Origin of the sequence: Citrobacter sp. RHBSTW-01044 (assembly GCF_013781945.1) — a bacterium.
GTDB lineage: Bacteria > Pseudomonadota > Gammaproteobacteria > Enterobacterales > Enterobacteriaceae > Citrobacter > Citrobacter braakii.
On the sequence record NZ_CP056180.1, the window covers coordinates 4,066,316 to 4,082,328 of the forward strand.

The 16,013-nt window shown below is 51.8% G+C and carries 14 protein-coding genes; 5 read left to right on the plus strand and 9 right to left on the minus strand.

Features of this window, described 5'->3' with window-relative positions; translation table 11 throughout:
• Positions 1-12: 12 nt before the first annotated feature.
• The 7 genes from ftsL to leuO all read right to left on the minus strand — a co-directional run bounded on the left by ftsL (position 13) and on the right by leuO (position 7,055).
• Positions 13-378 (minus strand): cell division protein FtsL, encoded by a 366-nt coding sequence (gene ftsL, locus HV352_RS19540; RefSeq protein ID WP_006686695.1) that lies wholly within the window; start codon positions 376-378, stop codon positions 13-15.
• Entirely contained in the window at positions 375-1,316 is a 942-nt protein-coding gene (gene rsmH, locus HV352_RS19545; RefSeq protein ID WP_016155687.1) for a 16S rRNA (cytosine(1402)-N(4))-methyltransferase RsmH, read from the minus strand. Before rsmH ends, ftsL begins: the two co-directional genes overlap by 4 nt.
• A 1-nt stretch (position 1,317) precedes the next feature.
• Entirely contained in the window at positions 1,318-1,776 is a 459-nt protein-coding gene (gene mraZ / locus HV352_RS19550) for a division/cell wall cluster transcriptional repressor MraZ (protein WP_005124560.1), read from the minus strand.
• Between the two features lie 613 nt (positions 1,777-2,389).
• Positions 2,390-3,394, minus strand: coding sequence for a catabolite repressor/activator (gene cra / locus HV352_RS19555; RefSeq protein WP_016151689.1), 1,005 nt, complete (start codon positions 3,392-3,394; stop codon positions 2,390-2,392).
• Positions 3,395-3,570: 176 nt separating this feature from the next.
• Positions 3,571-4,062, minus strand: a complete 492-nt coding sequence (gene ilvN / locus HV352_RS19560) for an acetolactate synthase small subunit (RefSeq protein ID WP_003829566.1) — start codon at positions 4,060-4,062, stop codon at positions 3,571-3,573.
• Between the two features lie 2 nt (positions 4,063-4,064).
• Entirely contained in the window at positions 4,065-5,789 is a 1,725-nt protein-coding gene (gene ilvI / locus HV352_RS19565; protein ID WP_016151688.1) for an acetolactate synthase 3 large subunit, read from the minus strand.
• A gap of 318 nt (positions 5,790-6,107) precedes the next feature.
• Complete coding sequence (gene leuO, locus HV352_RS19570; RefSeq protein ID WP_016151687.1) at positions 6,108-7,055, minus strand: transcriptional regulator LeuO; 948 nt, start codon at positions 7,053-7,055, stop codon at positions 6,108-6,110.
• Between the two features lie 831 nt (positions 7,056-7,886).
• Here leuO and leuA point away from each other — a divergent pair.
• Genes leuA through leuD form a run of 4 tightly spaced genes read left to right on the plus strand, consistent with a single transcriptional unit; the run spans position 7,887 to position 12,568 of the window.
• Complete coding sequence (gene leuA, locus HV352_RS19580; RefSeq protein ID WP_016151686.1) at positions 7,887-9,458, plus strand: 2-isopropylmalate synthase; 1,572 nt, start codon at positions 7,887-7,889, stop codon at positions 9,456-9,458.
• Positions 9,458-10,549: a 3-isopropylmalate dehydrogenase gene (gene leuB, locus HV352_RS19585; protein WP_016155686.1), complete on the plus strand. Its 1,092-nt coding sequence runs from the start codon at positions 9,458-9,460 to the stop codon at positions 10,547-10,549. The genes leuA and leuB overlap by 1 nt, the downstream gene beginning before the upstream one ends.
• A gap of 2 nt (positions 10,550-10,551) precedes the next feature.
• Positions 10,552-11,952, plus strand: coding sequence for a 3-isopropylmalate dehydratase large subunit (gene leuC / locus HV352_RS19590; protein ID WP_016155685.1), 1,401 nt, complete (start codon positions 10,552-10,554; stop codon positions 11,950-11,952).
• Positions 11,953-11,962: 10 nt separating this feature from the next.
• A complete protein-coding gene (gene leuD, locus HV352_RS19595; RefSeq protein ID WP_016155684.1) occupies positions 11,963-12,568 on the plus strand; it encodes a 3-isopropylmalate dehydratase small subunit in 606 nt (201 codons plus the stop codon).
• 49 nt (positions 12,569-12,617) lie between these two features.
• On the opposite strand, the gene HV352_RS19600 is transcribed toward leuD, so the two are convergent.
• Together HV352_RS19600 and sgrT are read right to left on the minus strand one after the other, a co-directional pair.
• On the minus strand, positions 12,618-13,796 hold the full coding sequence (locus tag HV352_RS19600) for a sugar efflux transporter (RefSeq protein WP_016155683.1): 1,179 nt from the start codon (positions 13,794-13,796) through the stop codon (positions 12,618-12,620).
• Positions 13,797-13,911: 115 nt separating this feature from the next.
• On the minus strand, positions 13,912-14,034 hold the full coding sequence (gene sgrT / locus HV352_RS19605) for a glucose uptake inhibitor SgrT (RefSeq protein WP_016151681.1): 123 nt from the start codon (positions 14,032-14,034) through the stop codon (positions 13,912-13,914).
• Positions 14,035-14,133: 99 nt separating this feature from the next.
• Between sgrT and sgrR the strand changes: the two genes are divergently transcribed.
• On the plus strand, positions 14,134-15,789 hold the full coding sequence (gene sgrR, locus HV352_RS19610) for an HTH-type transcriptional regulator SgrR (protein ID WP_016155682.1): 1,656 nt from the start codon (positions 14,134-14,136) through the stop codon (positions 15,787-15,789).
• Positions 15,790-16,013: the final 224 nt, after the last annotated feature.

A 16,013-nucleotide genomic window follows, 5' to 3' on the forward strand; every position in this document is an offset into this window, starting at 1 on the left:
TCGCGTTTATCCTTATTTTTGTACTACGATATTTTCTTGTGAGGGATCAACATGCTGCATTTGCAGCTTTTCCGTTGCGATCCGTTCAACACGGCTATGGTCGCCGAGCGCGTTCTCCTCAAGGATCAAGTTGCGCCATTCGATATCCAGCGCATCTCGCTCCAGAACCAGCTGCTCACGCTGCGCGGTCAGTAACCGCGTATGGTGTGCTGTTGTCACGACGGTAACCGCCGTCAAAATAATGCAAATGAACAGGCAGAGTGGCAGCTTCCCATACCGCAAAAGATCGTCACCGATCACGCCAGGCAAGGCATGGCGCTCGTTGCTTCCTATCGATCCTTTAACTTTGCTGAGGGCTTCTGTCACTCTGCTGATCATGCGTTCGTCCTCTCTGCAATACGCAGAACTGAACTACGGGCACGAGGATTTTCAGCTACCTCTTCTTCACCCGGCATCATCTTGCCTAGTGCTCTTAACTCACGGCCGCCCAGCTTTTTGATCTGCGCTTCGGTCATCGGTATTCCAGCCGGAACCTGAGGACCACGGCTTTGTTCGCGCATAAAGCGTTTAACAATGCGATCTTCAAGCGAATGGAAACTGATTACCGAAAGGCGACCACCTGGTGCCAGCACGCTGAGCGAGCTTTTTAGCGCCTGCTCTATCTCCTCCAGTTCACTGTTCACCCAAATGCGCACCGCCTGGAAGGTACGGGTCGCGGGATGTTTGAATTTGTCTTTCACCGGCATTGCCGCCGCAATCACTTCCGCCAGCTCTTTAGTGCGGGTCATCGGTTCGATGCGGTTGCGCTCTACGATGGCGCGAGCAATACGTTTGCCGAAGCGCTCTTCGCCAAAGGTTTTAATCACCCAGGCAATGTCTGCTTCATCGGCGGTTTGCAGCCATTCGGCCGCTGACTGACCGCGTGTTGGGTCCATACGCATATCTAACGGACCGTCACGCATAAATGAGAATCCGCGCTCAGCATCATCAAGCTGTGGAGAAGACACCCCAAGATCGAGAAGAATCCCGTCGATCTTACCGGTAAGTCCGCGCTCGGCGACATAATCAGCCAGCGCAGAAAAAGGACCATGGACGATGGAAAAACGGGGATCGGTAATCGTCTTTGCAACGGCAATCGCCTGCGGATCGCGATCGATGGCCAGTAAACGCCCCGCTTCGCCAAGTTGCGAGAGGATCAGACGTGAGTGACCACCGCGACCAAATGTCCCGTCAATGTAGATGCCGTCTGGACGAATATTCAGGCCGTTTACGGCTTCATCCAGCAACACCGTTGTATGTTTATAATTTTCCATCATTTTATAGAGACAAATCCTGCAATCGTTCCGACAGCGCGCCGGTAACAGACTGCTCAGCGTCGATATCTTCCTTGACCTGTTGATACCAGGTCGTTTCATCCCACAGCTCAAACTTATTGAACTGCCCAACCAGCATCACTTCTTTCGTTAGCCCTGCGTGTTGCCGCAGAATGGGCGCTATCAATAATCGGCCAGCGCTATCCATCTGACATTCGCTAGCATGACCCAACAACAGGCGCTGTACGCGACGCTCAACTGGATTCATGCTCGACAGACGCGATAACTTCTGCTCGATAATTTCCCATTCAGGCAGGGGGTACAGCAGCAGGCACGGGTGATGGATGTCAATGGTGCAAACCATTTGACCGGTAGCGCTCTCGAGCAGTTGATCCCGATAACGGGTAGGCACAGATAAGCGCCCTTTACTGTCGAGATTAACTAACGTTGCTCCCCGGAACATGCCAGCCTCACCCCCGATTACCACTTTATCCCACAAATTCCCACTTAAAGGAGTTTACGGAGCGGAGGAAAACCTTGTCAAGCAAGTCACGGCGCTTAGCGGAGCAAAAAACCCATTGTTTACGGCTAATATCAGCGTTGAACAAATTCCGTACAGCAAACGAAGCAAATTAACGTCATGAATATTTGTAAGAAAAAAATCCAACAACTCATGATTGTTTAAAACAACTGAATATCATCAAAAGAAAAATATAAAGTGTCAGTTTGCGACGCGAGCGGCATTTTAGGACAATATGCAGCGAGATAACAGTACCAGTTAATCAGTCTGTACGCCGCACAGGAGCGAGATAAGGGCGAGATTGTCGCAACACACCAGTAAAGTGTTTGTTAATTCGGCAAATCCCTACATGCTTGTAACAAAATAATACAACCGTAACGCATCGTTACGTCTCAATTACCCAAAAATGGATAGTTGCATTTTTAATTCGGCATAATAGAAGAATCAATTTCAGATAATTCTAAAGAATATTCTTAATTATAATGCGGTTATTTCCGAGAACGGGATAATTGATGATGTCAGAGGCTTATCCGCCGACATCATCAATTGAGGCAACTTAGTTACGGCTTAGAATACCGCGACGGTACAGATTACGCCGTATACGCGTTAAACCTGGTTTGGGTTTACGCGGCTCATCCAGGCTTGCCAACACAATCTCCAGCACGCGTTCCGCGACATCTCGATGGCGCTGCGCCACCGCCAGTACCGGGCACTGCAGGAAGTCGAGCAGCTCGTGGTCGCCAAAAGTCGCAATCGCTAAATCAGACGGTAACTGCCCGTCGCGGCGCAGGGTCACATCCATCACCCCCTGCAACAGGGCAAACGACGTGGTAAACAGCGCCTGAGGCATTGGATGCGTTTCCAGCCATTTATCAAATAACTGCGCGGCCGCCTCCCGCTCATAGCTGTTGGCATAGAGAAAATGCACTTCACGTGGATCGTCCTTCCACGCGGTACGGAAACCCTGTTCGCGCAGGAAACTGACGGACAATTCAGGAAGAGCCCCCAGATAGAGCACGGTTTCAGCAGGGAATTTACGTAACTCCTCCGCCAGCATCTGCGCATCATCCTGGTCAGCGCCCACCACGCTGGTGAAATGTTCACGATCCAGCGCGCGATCCAGCGCCACAATCGGGAATGAACTGTTCGCCCAGCGCTGATAAAACGGATGTTCAGGCGGCAAGGAAGTCGAAACGATAATGGCATCAACCTGACGTTGTAAAAGATGCTCAATACAGCGCATTTCGTTATCCGGCTGATCTTCAGAGCAGGCAATCAGTAGTTGATACCCGCGCTGACGCGCCTGGCGCTCCAGATAGTTTGCAATCCGGGTATAGCTCGTGTTCTCGAGATCCGGGATCACCAGCCCGATAGAACGTGTGCGTCCAGCACGCAGCCCGGCCGCCACGGCATTCGGATGGTAATTATGCTCACGCACCACCGCCATGACTTTTTCAACCGTTTTGTCGCTTACGCGGTATTGCTTTGCTTTGCCGTTAATAACGTAGCTTGCAGTCGTTCGCGAAACGCCGGCCAACCGAGCGATTTCATCCAGTTTCACAATTGCCCCTTGCGTAAAATGTACAAACCATAACCTTTGAGATGGCATGGGTTAAACTTCTTAACATCTAAGCGCAGAATAATGACTGCGGCAACCGCTTTTGTCTCTGGTTACTGCTGATTTCGCAAAAAAAAAGCAACCGATAGCCAATGCATCTCGCGTAGGTCAGGTAAGCGTTAGCGCATAATTTTATCGCCGCGGGAAAGCCCCACCACGCCGGAACGGGCAACTTCCACGATTTTGGCGACTTCCCGTAGCGTTGCCAGAAACGCATCCAGCTTATCGCTGGTGCCCGCCAGCTGTACGGTGTAGATCGACGGCGTAACATCGATGATTTGCCCACGGAATATCTCCGTGTTGCGTTTCACCTCTTCCCGGCCATAGCCGCTAGCCTGGATTTTCACCAGCATGATTTCTCGTTCAACGTGGGCGCCCTGCCCCAGTTCGCTGACGCGCAGAACATCCACCAGTTTGTGTAGCTGCTTTTCGATCTGCTCCAGGACTTTCTCATCCCCTACCGTTTGAATCGTCATCCGCGATAAGGTCGGGTCGTCAGTCGGCGCGACGGTCAGGCTTTCAATGTTGTATCCGCGCTGGGCGAAGAGGCCAATCACACGTGACAATGCACCCGACTCGTTTTCCAGCAATACTGATAATATCCGGCGCATAATCAGGTCCTCTCCGTTTTACTTAACCACATTTCGTCCATCCCGCCCCCACGAATCTGCATCGGGTAGACATGCTCACTGCCGTCGACGGTGACATCAACAAACACCAGGCGATGGTTACGCACATGTTCCAGCGCTTCGCCCAGCTTGCTCTCCAGTTCGCCTGGATGATTAATCTGGATACCGATATGCCCATAAGCTTCAGCAAGGCGCACAAAATCAGGTAGCGACTGCATGTAAGACTGGGAGTGACGCCCGGAGTAAATCATGTCCTGCCACTGTTTGACCATGCCGAGATAGCGGTTGTTAAGGTTGAGCACCAGTACCGGTAGCTCATATTGCAGCGCCGTCGACAGTTCCTGGATGTTCATCTGAATGCTGCCATCCCCGGTGACGCACACCACTGTTTCATCCGGCAGCGCCATTTTCACCCCTAACGCCGCGGGTAAACCGAATCCCATGGTGCCGAGGCCGCCTGAGTTAATCCAGCGGCGTGGTTTATCGAACGGATAGTAAAGTGCGGCAAACATTTGATGCTGGCCAACGTCAGAGGTCACGTATGCATCCCCTTTCGTCAGACGCCAGATGGTTTCAATCACCGCCTGCGGTTTAATACTTTCACTTTGCGTGTCGTATTTCAGGCACTGACGAGCGCGCCAGTGTTCGATCTGTTGCCACCAGTCACGGTTATCATCCAGCGGCTGCTGCGATTTCTCCTGCGGCAGCAGTTCAAGCATCTGATCCAGCACCAGGCGAGCATCGCCCACAATCGGAATATCCGCAGTGACGGTTTTTGAAATAGAGGTCGGATCGATGTCAATATGCAGCACGGTCGCATTCGGGCAATATTTTGCCAGATTATTGGTCGTTCGATCGTCAAAACGAACGCCGACGGCAAAGATCACATCAGAATGATGCATGGTCATATTCGCTTCGTAAGTACCATGCATGCCCAACATTCCCAGCGCCTGGCGATGCGTGGCCGGAAACGCGCCTAACCCCATCAGCGAGGAGACAACCGGCAGATTAAGTGCTTCGGCAATTTGCCCCAGTTGTTCGTGACAGGCGGCATTCACCGCGCCACCACCAACATAGACAACCGGTTTCTTCGCCGCGACCAGCGTCTGCAAAGCACGTTTTATCTGTCCTTTGTGCCCGGTCGTTGTCGGGTTATACGAACGCATACTCACCGACTCCGGCCAGCTATAAGGCAGTTTTTTCGCCGGATTCAGAATATCTTTCGGCAAATCCACCACCACCGGCCCCGGACGACCGCTTGCCGCCAACCAGAAGGCTTTTTTCAGCACCTGCGGGATATCTTCCGTTTGTTTAACCAGAAAACTGTGTTTTACCACCGGGCGGGATATACCCACCATGTCGCACTCCTGAAAGGCATCGTAGCCAATCAGGGAGGTGGCGACCTGGCCGGAGAGGATCACCAGCGGAATGGAATCCATATATGCCGTTGCAATCCCGGTGATCGCATTGGTTGCCCCTGGTCCGGAAGTGACCAAAACGACGCCCACTTCTCCCGTGGCACGCGCCAGGCCATCAGCCATATGTACTGCGGCTTGCTCATGACGGACTAACACATGATCAATACCGCCGACCGTATGCAATGCATCATAAATATCGAGGACGGCCCCCCCGGGATAACCGAATACCTGCTTCACACCCTGATCGATAAGCGATCGGACGACCATCTCGGCTCCAGACAACATCTCCATGGCTTGCCTCACTCTTATAATGAATTACGGTTTAACAACACATTAACCGCTGACGATGACGCATGGCAATTGACTCCGAAGAGGTGGCACTGGAGTAAATAAGAATAAAACGGAGGTAAGAATTGAATAAATGGAGAATTAAACCAGCATAAGCAATTGATATGATAAATAATCGCTTAAAAAGGGGGACTTACAGCAATTAGTCTATTTTTTTACACTTTCGGACATACGTAAAAAGTCGAGTTCAGCACAAAATTTTAGATATAAAGATAAAAGCAGAATAAACCAGATGTATTCCCCGATTTATTCTGCCAGCGGCTACTTCTTACAGACGGAGACCAACAGTTCTTCCATCCATTGATGTCCTTTATCGCGCCCCGCAGCCTCATGCCAGGAAAGATAACATGTGCGGCTGTTCAATTTTAAAGGTAAAGGCAATATCTGCAGTTCTAAAGAATCGGCGAACTCTTCCGCCAACCAACGCGGCGCAATAGAGACCAGGTGCGTTTGCGACACAATATTAAGCACGCTGATTAATGCCATTCCCTGATAAGCCACGCAGGATTGTTTATCCGGTGTGTCATACCACGGCTGGCTGAATGAGGCGAAGCGATCGAGCGAAACCACGGCATGCTGTTCATGATAGAGATTGCTTTCCAGCAATGGGCCACTAATGCGCGGATGTTTTTTGCTTGCCACTAACACCATTTCGTCATTGAATAACGGAACACTGGTAAATTCCGGACGACGGAATTCTTCATAGCTAATAACAAACTCAGTTTCCTGATAACGTAATTGGTGCTCGGTATTTAGATTTAGTGAAGATTTAAAAACGACATTAATGTTCGGCGCGACTTGTTCAACTCGATTATAAATCAACGAAGTAAGAATATTATCCAATGGACTGCATACGCAAAGATTGAATACACGCTCGCTGCTGGTAGGTTCAAAGCCGGAACCAGGCAGTTCATTCTGCACTAATTGCAATGCCTGACGAACGGAGCCAAACAGCTGGAAGGCTCTTGCTGTCGGCTGGATTCCACGGCCATAACGAACAAAAAGCTCATCGTTAAACATGACTTTCAGGCGTGCGACCGCATTACTGACAGCGGGTTGCGACATCCCCAGCGTATGTGCAGCACGAGTAATATTTTGTTCCTGCATCACCGCATCAAAAACAGTTAATAAATTAAGATCAACCATGCGAAGCTGTGGCTTCCCCATCTCTATGAGATTAGATTTATCTATTATTTTTACTTCTGGCATATTTAACTCCACTGTCACTCTAAACTCCCTTTTCCCAGACGGAGTGCAGAAATAATCTCCGTTAATATGATTTACCATGCATATAAAATAAGAAAAAGGAAAAACATTAAAATTAGGAAAACATAAAGGCACAAATCTAAATGTACAAAAGAACACCACAAGCGTAGTGCGGCAGATGTCACTGCGCGATGATTCATATGTTTAAATTTCGAAAACAATATAACCATAAGCGTGGCGAATACACAATCATACGCACAGTGAATACGTATTTAAGTTTTAATTAAACATTTCTATTATTAACACATTAAAAGTTAACATTAATTTATCAATTATTGGGTAACACATTGGTTTCATCCATTCAAAATGAATATAAAAGCTGATAAATCATAAAGATATGAAATCCCAAATGAGGCGTTATCTTTAGTTCTTCGTTACCATAAATGCAAATAAATATGCTTAAATATGTCAAACCGTGAAAAATATGTTCAACGATCAGATGATTAATTTTATATACCCTGAGAAATTCAGCACAATTCGCTTAAGTTTATCAGAAACTTTCCCTCTTAACGGGAGCATTTGCAGGGAATGGGGTTGACATCAGTCTTCATATCCAGTACCACTAAAAGCATATCGCATTCGCCTGGAGCTTGATTGATGACTTACATTGCTCGTTTTATCGGTCTACTACTACTAAACGCATTCTCATTGCGCGGTAGACTGGTGGACGACATTCAGCATTAAGTCAGCTCCAGTTAAGACAAAAAACCCGCGCCGTTGCGCGGGTTTTTTTATGCTCGAAGCAAGGCGCCCTAAAGACCAAGGACCTAAACCATGAGCCAGCAAGTCATTATTTTCGATACCACCTTACGTGACGGTGAACAGGCGTTACAGGCGAGCCTGAGTGTGAAAGAAAAACTGCAGATTGCGCTGGCCCTCGAGCGTATGGGCGTTGACGTGATGGAGGTCGGTTTTCCGGTCTCTTCACCGGGTGACTTTGAGTCCGTACAAACCATCGCTCGTCAGGTGAAGAACAGCCGCGTTTGCGCCTTAGCCCGCTGCGTAGAAAAAGATATCGACGTTGCCGCAGAATCTCTGAAGGTCGCTGAGGCTTTCCGCATTCATACGTTCATCGCCACCTCGCCGATGCATATCGCGACGAAATTGCGCAGCACGTTGGATGAAGTGATCGAGCGAGCAGTCTACATGGTGAAGCGTGCGCGTAATTATACGGATGACGTGGAGTTCTCATGCGAGGATGCTGGCCGTACCCCTATTGCCGATCTGGCCCGCGTGGTCGAAGCCGCGATTAATGCGGGAGCCAAAACTATCAATATCCCCGATACCGTTGGCTACACCATGCCTTTCGAATTCGGAGCAATCATTTCTGGTCTGTATGAACGCGTACCGAATATCGATAAAGCCATCATCTCCGTGCACACCCATGATGATTTAGGTCTGGGCGTTGGCAACGCGTTGGCGGCCGTCCACGCCGGTGCTCGCCAGGTGGAAGGCGCGATGAACGGTATCGGCGAACGCGCCGGTAACTGCTCACTGGAAGAAGTGATCATGGCGATCAAAGTGCGCAAAGATATCCTGAACGTACAGACCCGCATTAATCACCAGGAAATCTGGCGTACCAGTCAGTTAGTCAGCCAAATCTGCAACATGCCCATTCCGGCCAACAAAGCCATTGTCGGTAGCGGCGCCTTTGCCCACTCCTCTGGCATCCATCAGGACGGCGTACTGAAAAATCGTGAAAACTACGAAATCATGACGCCTGAATCCATCGGTCTGAACCAGGTGCAGTTGAACCTGACTTCCCGTTCCGGACGCGCCGCGGTGAAACACCGTATGGACGAGATGGGATATAAAGAGAATGAATACAACCTGGACAACCTGTACGACGCATTCCTGAAGCTGGCGGATAAAAAAGGTCAGGTATTTGATTACGACCTGGAAGCGCTGGCCTTTATTAATAAACAGCAGGAAGAGCCGGAGCATTTCCGTCTGGATTACTTCAGCGTGCAGTCCGGCTCAAATGACATCGCCACCGCCTCCGTCAAGCTGGCCTGCGGTGAAGAAGTCAAAGCCGAAGCGGCGAACGGTAACGGTCCGGTCGATGCCATTTATCAGGCCATCAACCGTGTGACCGAGTACAACATCGAACTGGTGAAATACAGCCTGACCGCCAAAGGGCACGGTAAAGATGCGCTGGGCCAGGTGGATATCGTTGCTAATTATAACGGTCGCCGCTTCCACGGCGTCGGTCTGGCAACAGATATCGTCGAATCGTCCGCGAAAGCGATGGTTCATGTGCTGAACAACATTTGGCGCGCCGAAGAAGTCGAAAAAGAATTGCAACGCAAAGCTCAGAACAACGAGAACAACAAGGAAACCGTGTGATGTCGAAGAATTATCATATTGCTGTTTTGCCGGGCGACGGTATTGGCCCGGAAGTGATGGCGCAAGCCCTGAAGGTACTGGACGCAATCCGCAACCGTTTTAACATGCGCATTACCACCAGCCACTACGACGTGGGGGGTGCCGCTATCGATAACCATGGTCAGCCGCTGCCGCCTGCGACGGTTGAAGGCTGTGAGCAAGCTGACGCCATTCTGTTTGGCTCCGTTGGCGGCCCGAAATGGGAAAATCTGCCACCCAATCAGCAGCCTGAACGCGGCGCGCTGCTGCCGTTGCGTAAACACTTCAAATTATTCAGCAACCTGCGCCCGGCTAAGCTGTACCAGGGTCTGGAAGCATTTTGCCCTCTGCGCGCAGATATTGCCGCGAACGGTTTCGACATCCTGTGCGTACGCGAACTGACCGGCGGTATCTACTTCGGTCAGCCAAAAGGCCGCGAAGGCAGCGGACAACATGAAAAAGCCTTTGATACCGAGGTTTATCACCGTTTCGAGATCGAGCGTATCGCACGTATCGCGTTTGAATCTGCTCGCCAGCGTCGCCGCAAAGTCACGTCGATTGATAAAGCCAACGTACTGCAAACGTCTATTCTGTGGCGCCAAATCGTCAATGAAATTGCTAATGAATATCCGGACGTTGAGCTGGCGCATATGTACATCGACAACGCGACGATGCAGTTGATCAAAGATCCATCCCAGTTCGACGTGCTGCTGTGCTCCAACTTGTTTGGCGACATTCTGTCTGACGAATGCGCCATGATCACCGGATCAATGGGGATGTTACCGTCCGCCAGCCTGAATGAGCAGGGCTTTGGTCTGTACGAGCCCGCTGGCGGCTCCGCTCCGGATATCGCCGGGAAAAACATTGCTAACCCTATCGCACAAATCCTTTCGCTGGCGCTGCTGCTGCGCTACAGCCTGGACGCCAATGATGCGGCAACCGCAATTGAGAGCGCCATCAACCGCGCATTAGAAGAAGGCATTCGCACCGGTGACTTAGCCCGTGGCGCTGCCGCAGTCGGTACCGATGAAATGGGTGACATTATTGCCCGTTACGTCGCAGAAGGGGTGTAATCATGGCCAAAACGTTATACGAAAAATTGTTCGATGCGCACGTCGTCTACGAAGCGCAAAACGAAACCCCGCTGTTGTATATCGACAGACATCTGGTGCATGAAGTGACCTCTCCGCAGGCGTTTGATGGCCTGCGTGCGCATGGCCGTCAGGTGCGCCAGCCGGGTAAAACCTTTGCCACCATGGACCATAACGTCTCCACGCAAACCAAAGACATTAACGCTTCCGGCGAAATGGCGCGCATTCAGATGCAGGAATTGATCAAAAACTGCAATGAATTTGGCGTCGAACTGTACGACCTGAACCACCCGTATCAGGGGATCGTTCACGTGATGGGGCCTGAGCAAGGCGTAACGTTGCCGGGTATGACCATCGTTTGCGGCGACTCCCACACCGCCACACACGGCGCGTTTGGCGCGCTGGCCTTTGGTATTGGCACCTCTGAAGTTGAACACGTTCTGGCGACGCAGACCCTGAAACAGGGGCGTGCCAAAACCATGAAGATTGAAGTTAACGGCACAGCAGCACCTGGCATTACCGCCAAAGATATCGTGCTGGCTATTATCGGTAAAACCGGTAGTGCAGGCGGTACCGGACACGTCGTTGAATTTTGTGGCGAAGCCATCCGTGCGCTGAGCATGGAAGGCCGTATGACCCTGTGCAACATGGCCATTGAAATGGGCGCCAAAGCAGGTCTGGTCGCACCGGATGAAACCACCTTTAACTATGTGCAGGGTCGTTTACACGCACCGAAGGGGGAGGATTTTACCAACGCGGTTGCGTACTGGAAAACGCTGAAAACCGACGACAACGCGACGTTTGATACCGTCGTTACCCTGCAGGCAGAAGAGATCGCACCGCAGGTCACTTGGGGTACGAACCCGGGTCAGGTCATCTCGGTGAACGATAATATTCCCGACCCGGCGTCATTTTCCGATCCCGTTGAGCGCGCATCGGCTGAAAAAGCGCTGGCATATATGGGGCTGAAACCGGGTATTCCGTTAACAGAAGTGGCTATTGATAAAGTGTTTATCGGTTCCTGTACCAATTCGCGTATTGAAGATTTACGCGCTGCGGCCCAAATCGCCAAAGGACGCAAAGTTGCGCCAGGCGTACAGGCGCTGGTTGTGCCGGGTTCTGGTCCGGTGAAAGCGCAGGCTGAAGCGGAAGGTCTGGACAAGATCTTCATCGAAGCCGGGTTTGAATGGCGTTTACCGGGCTGTTCCATGTGTCTGGCCATGAACAATGACCGCCTGAACCCAGGCGAGCGCTGTGCATCCACCAGCAACCGTAACTTTGAAGGCCGCCAGGGCCGCGGTGGTCGCACGCATTTAGTCAGCCCGGCCATGGCCGCCGCTGCCGCCGTTACCGGTCATTTTGCCGACATTCGCAGCATCAAATAAGGAAACTACCATGGCAGAGAAATTTACCCAACATACCGGCCTGGTTGTCCCACTGGATGCCGCCAACGTGGATACCGACGCGATTATTCCCAAACAGTTTTTGCAGAAGGTTACGCGCACCGGTTTTGGCGCTCATCTGTTTAACGACTGGCGTTTTCTGGATGAAAAAGGGCAACAGCCTAACCCAGAGTTCGTACTGAACTTCCCGGAATATAAAGGCGCGTCAATTCTGCTGGCGCGGGAAAACTTTGGCTGCGGCTCTTCCCGTGAACATGCGCCATGGGCGCTGACCGATTACGGCTTTAAAGTAGTGATCGCGCCAAGCTTCGCTGACATCTTCTACGGCAACAGCTTCAATAACCAACTGCTGCCGGTGACCTTGAGCGACGCGCAGGTAGATGAAATGTTCGCCCTGGTGAAAGCCAATCCGGGCATTAAATTTGAAGTGGATCTGCAAGCGCAGGTGGTGAAAGCGGGCGATAAGTCCTACAGCTTTAAAATCGACGACTTCCGCCGCCACTGCATGCTGAACGGTCTGGACAGCATCGGGCTGACGCTGCAGCATGAAGCAGCCATCACCGAGTACGAAGACAAGCAGCCAGCGTTTATGCGCTAGTCCTTGTAGTGCCGGATAAGGCGTAAGCTGCCATCCGGCACTCCAAAAATCAAACGTCCTTTACCCGCCCGGTCATCACCAGCGTGACCACAGAAATCGCCGCAATCACCCAATAGACGGCAAAGTGACCGTAGCTTTGCGCAACAGCCCCCTGAATCACTCCCGCGAGAATGACCCCCGTTGAAATACTGTTGGTAAATAATGTGGTCGCTGACCCCGCACGCCCGGGCATAAGATCCTGAAACCACAGCATTCCTATCCCGGCGATGATACCGATAAATACTGCATTAAATAGTTGCAGCACCAGCAGCGCCGTGCGGCTGTGAAAGAAGATCAAACCAAGATAAAACAGTACGCCCGCCGCGACGGCCGCGATCATCATTCGCCGTTTACCAAAGCGCTTCACATAGTAGCCCGCCAGGATCATCGCCGGAATTTCCAGCCCAGCCGCCGTCCCCATCAGGATACCGGCCAGCTTGTCCGGTAACCCCAGCTCAAGGCTTATCCACAGCGGCATATCGATGATGTACATGGTATTGCAGGTCCACATCAGCGTAGAGGCAATAAACAACATGCGCACATTTTTGTCCTGCCAACCACCGGTCTGTTCCAGCGGTACGTCAACAGGTTGCTCCACCCGTGTGACTGACGGCAGTATCAGCGCAATCAGCACCAGGCTAATGGCGAAAATCCCTGCGGCAATGGAAAACATCGCCGTAAAGCCGTAATTCAGCGCCAGCATGAAGGCCAGCGGCGGTCCAATTACCCAGGCCAGCGAAAGCTGCGCACGCATCACCGAGCTAAACATCACCACTTCACGCGCGGAGTTATCAGCGTATTCCCGCGCCAGCGCAAACAGCTGCGGCATGGCGGTATTCGCCAGCGAGGCCAGCAGTACACCGCAGGTGATAAGCGTGAGATAGTGGCGATTAAACGCAAACAGCAGCGCGTTTCCGATTGCCATCAGGCAGCAAAACATGATCAGCTTGCGCCTGTCGCCCTGGCTGTCGGATCGTTTCGCGAGGGCAAGGCTGACAACGATCCCGACAATCGCATTGACGGTATAAAACAGCCCGACCCAAAACGGCTGCGCCCCGACTTCACGGCTCAGGAACAAGCTCAGCGTGGGTGCCTGCAATGCACCTGCTACGCCCATCATAAAAGCGACCAGCATAAATGCCGCGTAAACGCCGTTGAGGCGCCGTCCCATGGTCATAATCCAGAGCATTACAGTTCCTTTTAGCGCAGCAGAAACAAAAAAAGCCAGCAGTGATTATCTGCTGGCGCGGCGATTAACACCAATACTCAGTCACACATGATGTCTGCAATTCCCAATTCAGGAGTCAGGCTGTCACCTCCCACTGCATCAGTTCTTCGAGCATCTTTAAGCGCTGCGGTGCGCTCAGGCAAGCCAACCAGGACGATTTTTCCGTCGCGGTAAAGTATTTCAACCAGAACTGACGCATAGATGACCCCTTCGTTGTCTCATCGCTTCATCGGAATCTATTATTGGCTTAATATAGGGATAATAAAATTGCTGAGTTTTTCGCAGGAGTTCCCCTTTTATGTCTTCTGGTCGTCTGCAACAACAGTTCATCCGTCTGTGGCAATGCTGTGACGGCAAAACGCAAGACACGACGCTGAACGAGCTGGCGGAGCTGCTGAGTTGTTCGCGCCGCCATATGCGTACCCTGCTCAATACCATGCAAGAACGCGGCTGGTTAACGTGGGAAGCCGAAGTAGGGCGAGGTAAACGCTCGCGCCTGACTTTCCTCTATACCGGGCTGGCACTCCAGCAGCAGCGGGCAGAAGACCTGCTGGAACAGGATCGCATCGATCAACTGGTGCAGTTGGTCGGTGACAAAACGGCCGTACGACAGATGCTGGTTTCTCACCTGGGGCGCAGTTTTCGCCAGGGGCGGCACATCATGCGCGTTCTCTATTATCGTCCCATGCACAACCTGCTTCCCGGTACGGCGCTACGCCGTTCAGAAACTCATATCGCCCGGCAAATTTTCAGCGCCTTAATTCGGGTAAATGAGGAAAATGGGGAACTGGAAGCGGACATCGCCCATCACTGGCAGCAGATTTCACCTTTACACTGGCGATTCTTCCTGCGTCCGGGGATTCATTTTCATCATGGCCGCGAACTGGAAATGGAAGATGTCATCACCTCGCTGATGCGCATTAACGCCCTGCCGCTGTACTCGCACATCACGCAGATCGTTTCTCCCACGGCCTGGACGCTGGATATCCATCTCGCCCAACCCGACCGCTGGCTTCCCTGGCTATTGGGGCAAGTCCCCGCCATGATCCTGCCGCGAGAATGGGAGACGCTCAGCAACTTCTCCAGCCACCCAATTGGCACTGGTCCCTATGCGGTGATGCGCAATACCAATAACCAACTGAAAATTCATGCATTTGATGATTATTTTGGCTACCGGGCGCTGATCGACGAAGTTAACGTTTGGGTGTTACCCGATATCGGTGAAGAGCCTGGCGGTGGGTTGACGCTAAAAGGCCCCACGGAGGATGAAAAGGCGATCGAAAGCCGCCTCGAGGAAGGATGCTACTACCTGCTGTTTGATGCGCGCACCCACCGTGGCGCTAATCAGGAGGTTCGCGATTGGGTTAGCCGCGTTCTTTCGCCAACCCATCTCATCTGCCACGCCGACGAACAGTTCCAGCGACTGTGGTTTCCCGCCTACGGTTTGCTCCCCCGCTGGCACCATGCCAAACCCGGCCATGGTGAAAAACCCGCCGGACTGGAAACGCTGACGATCACCTACTATCGCGATCACATCGAACATCGGATTATCGCGCAGATCATGAAGACGTTGCTGGCAGAGCATCAGGTACAGTTAAATATTCAGGAGATCGACTACGATCAATGGCATGCGGGTGAAATCGTCAGCGATATCTGGCTCAACAGCGCCAACTTTACCCTACCGCTGGATTTCTCGCTGTTCGCCCATTTGTGCGAAGTCCCGTTGCTGCAAAACTGTATCTCGCGGGACTGGGAAAACGATGCGGCCCGCTGGCGAACGGGCGAAATGAGCCTGGCGGCATGGTGCCAACAGTTGCTCGCTACAAAGGCCATTGTGCCGCTAATCCACCACTGGCTCATCATTCAAGGACAGCGCAGTATGCGCGGGTTACGCATGAATACCCTCGGCTGGTTTGATTTTAAATCGGCGTGGTTTGCACCACCGGATCCTTAGATCCGGCTCTTGATTGCCGCATAGCAACAAAATCATTACACTAACGCCGTTCTCAACGGGGTGCTAAATAAAAACATACACAGAATCATTCACGCTGCATCAAGGCGGCAAGCGAGTGAGTCCCCAGGAGCATAGATAACTATGTGACTGGGGTGAGCGACAAATCTGCCGGGAGCAGATTTGAACGCTGCTTGCAGCGGCCCCGAAGGGGCGAGGCCCGGAGA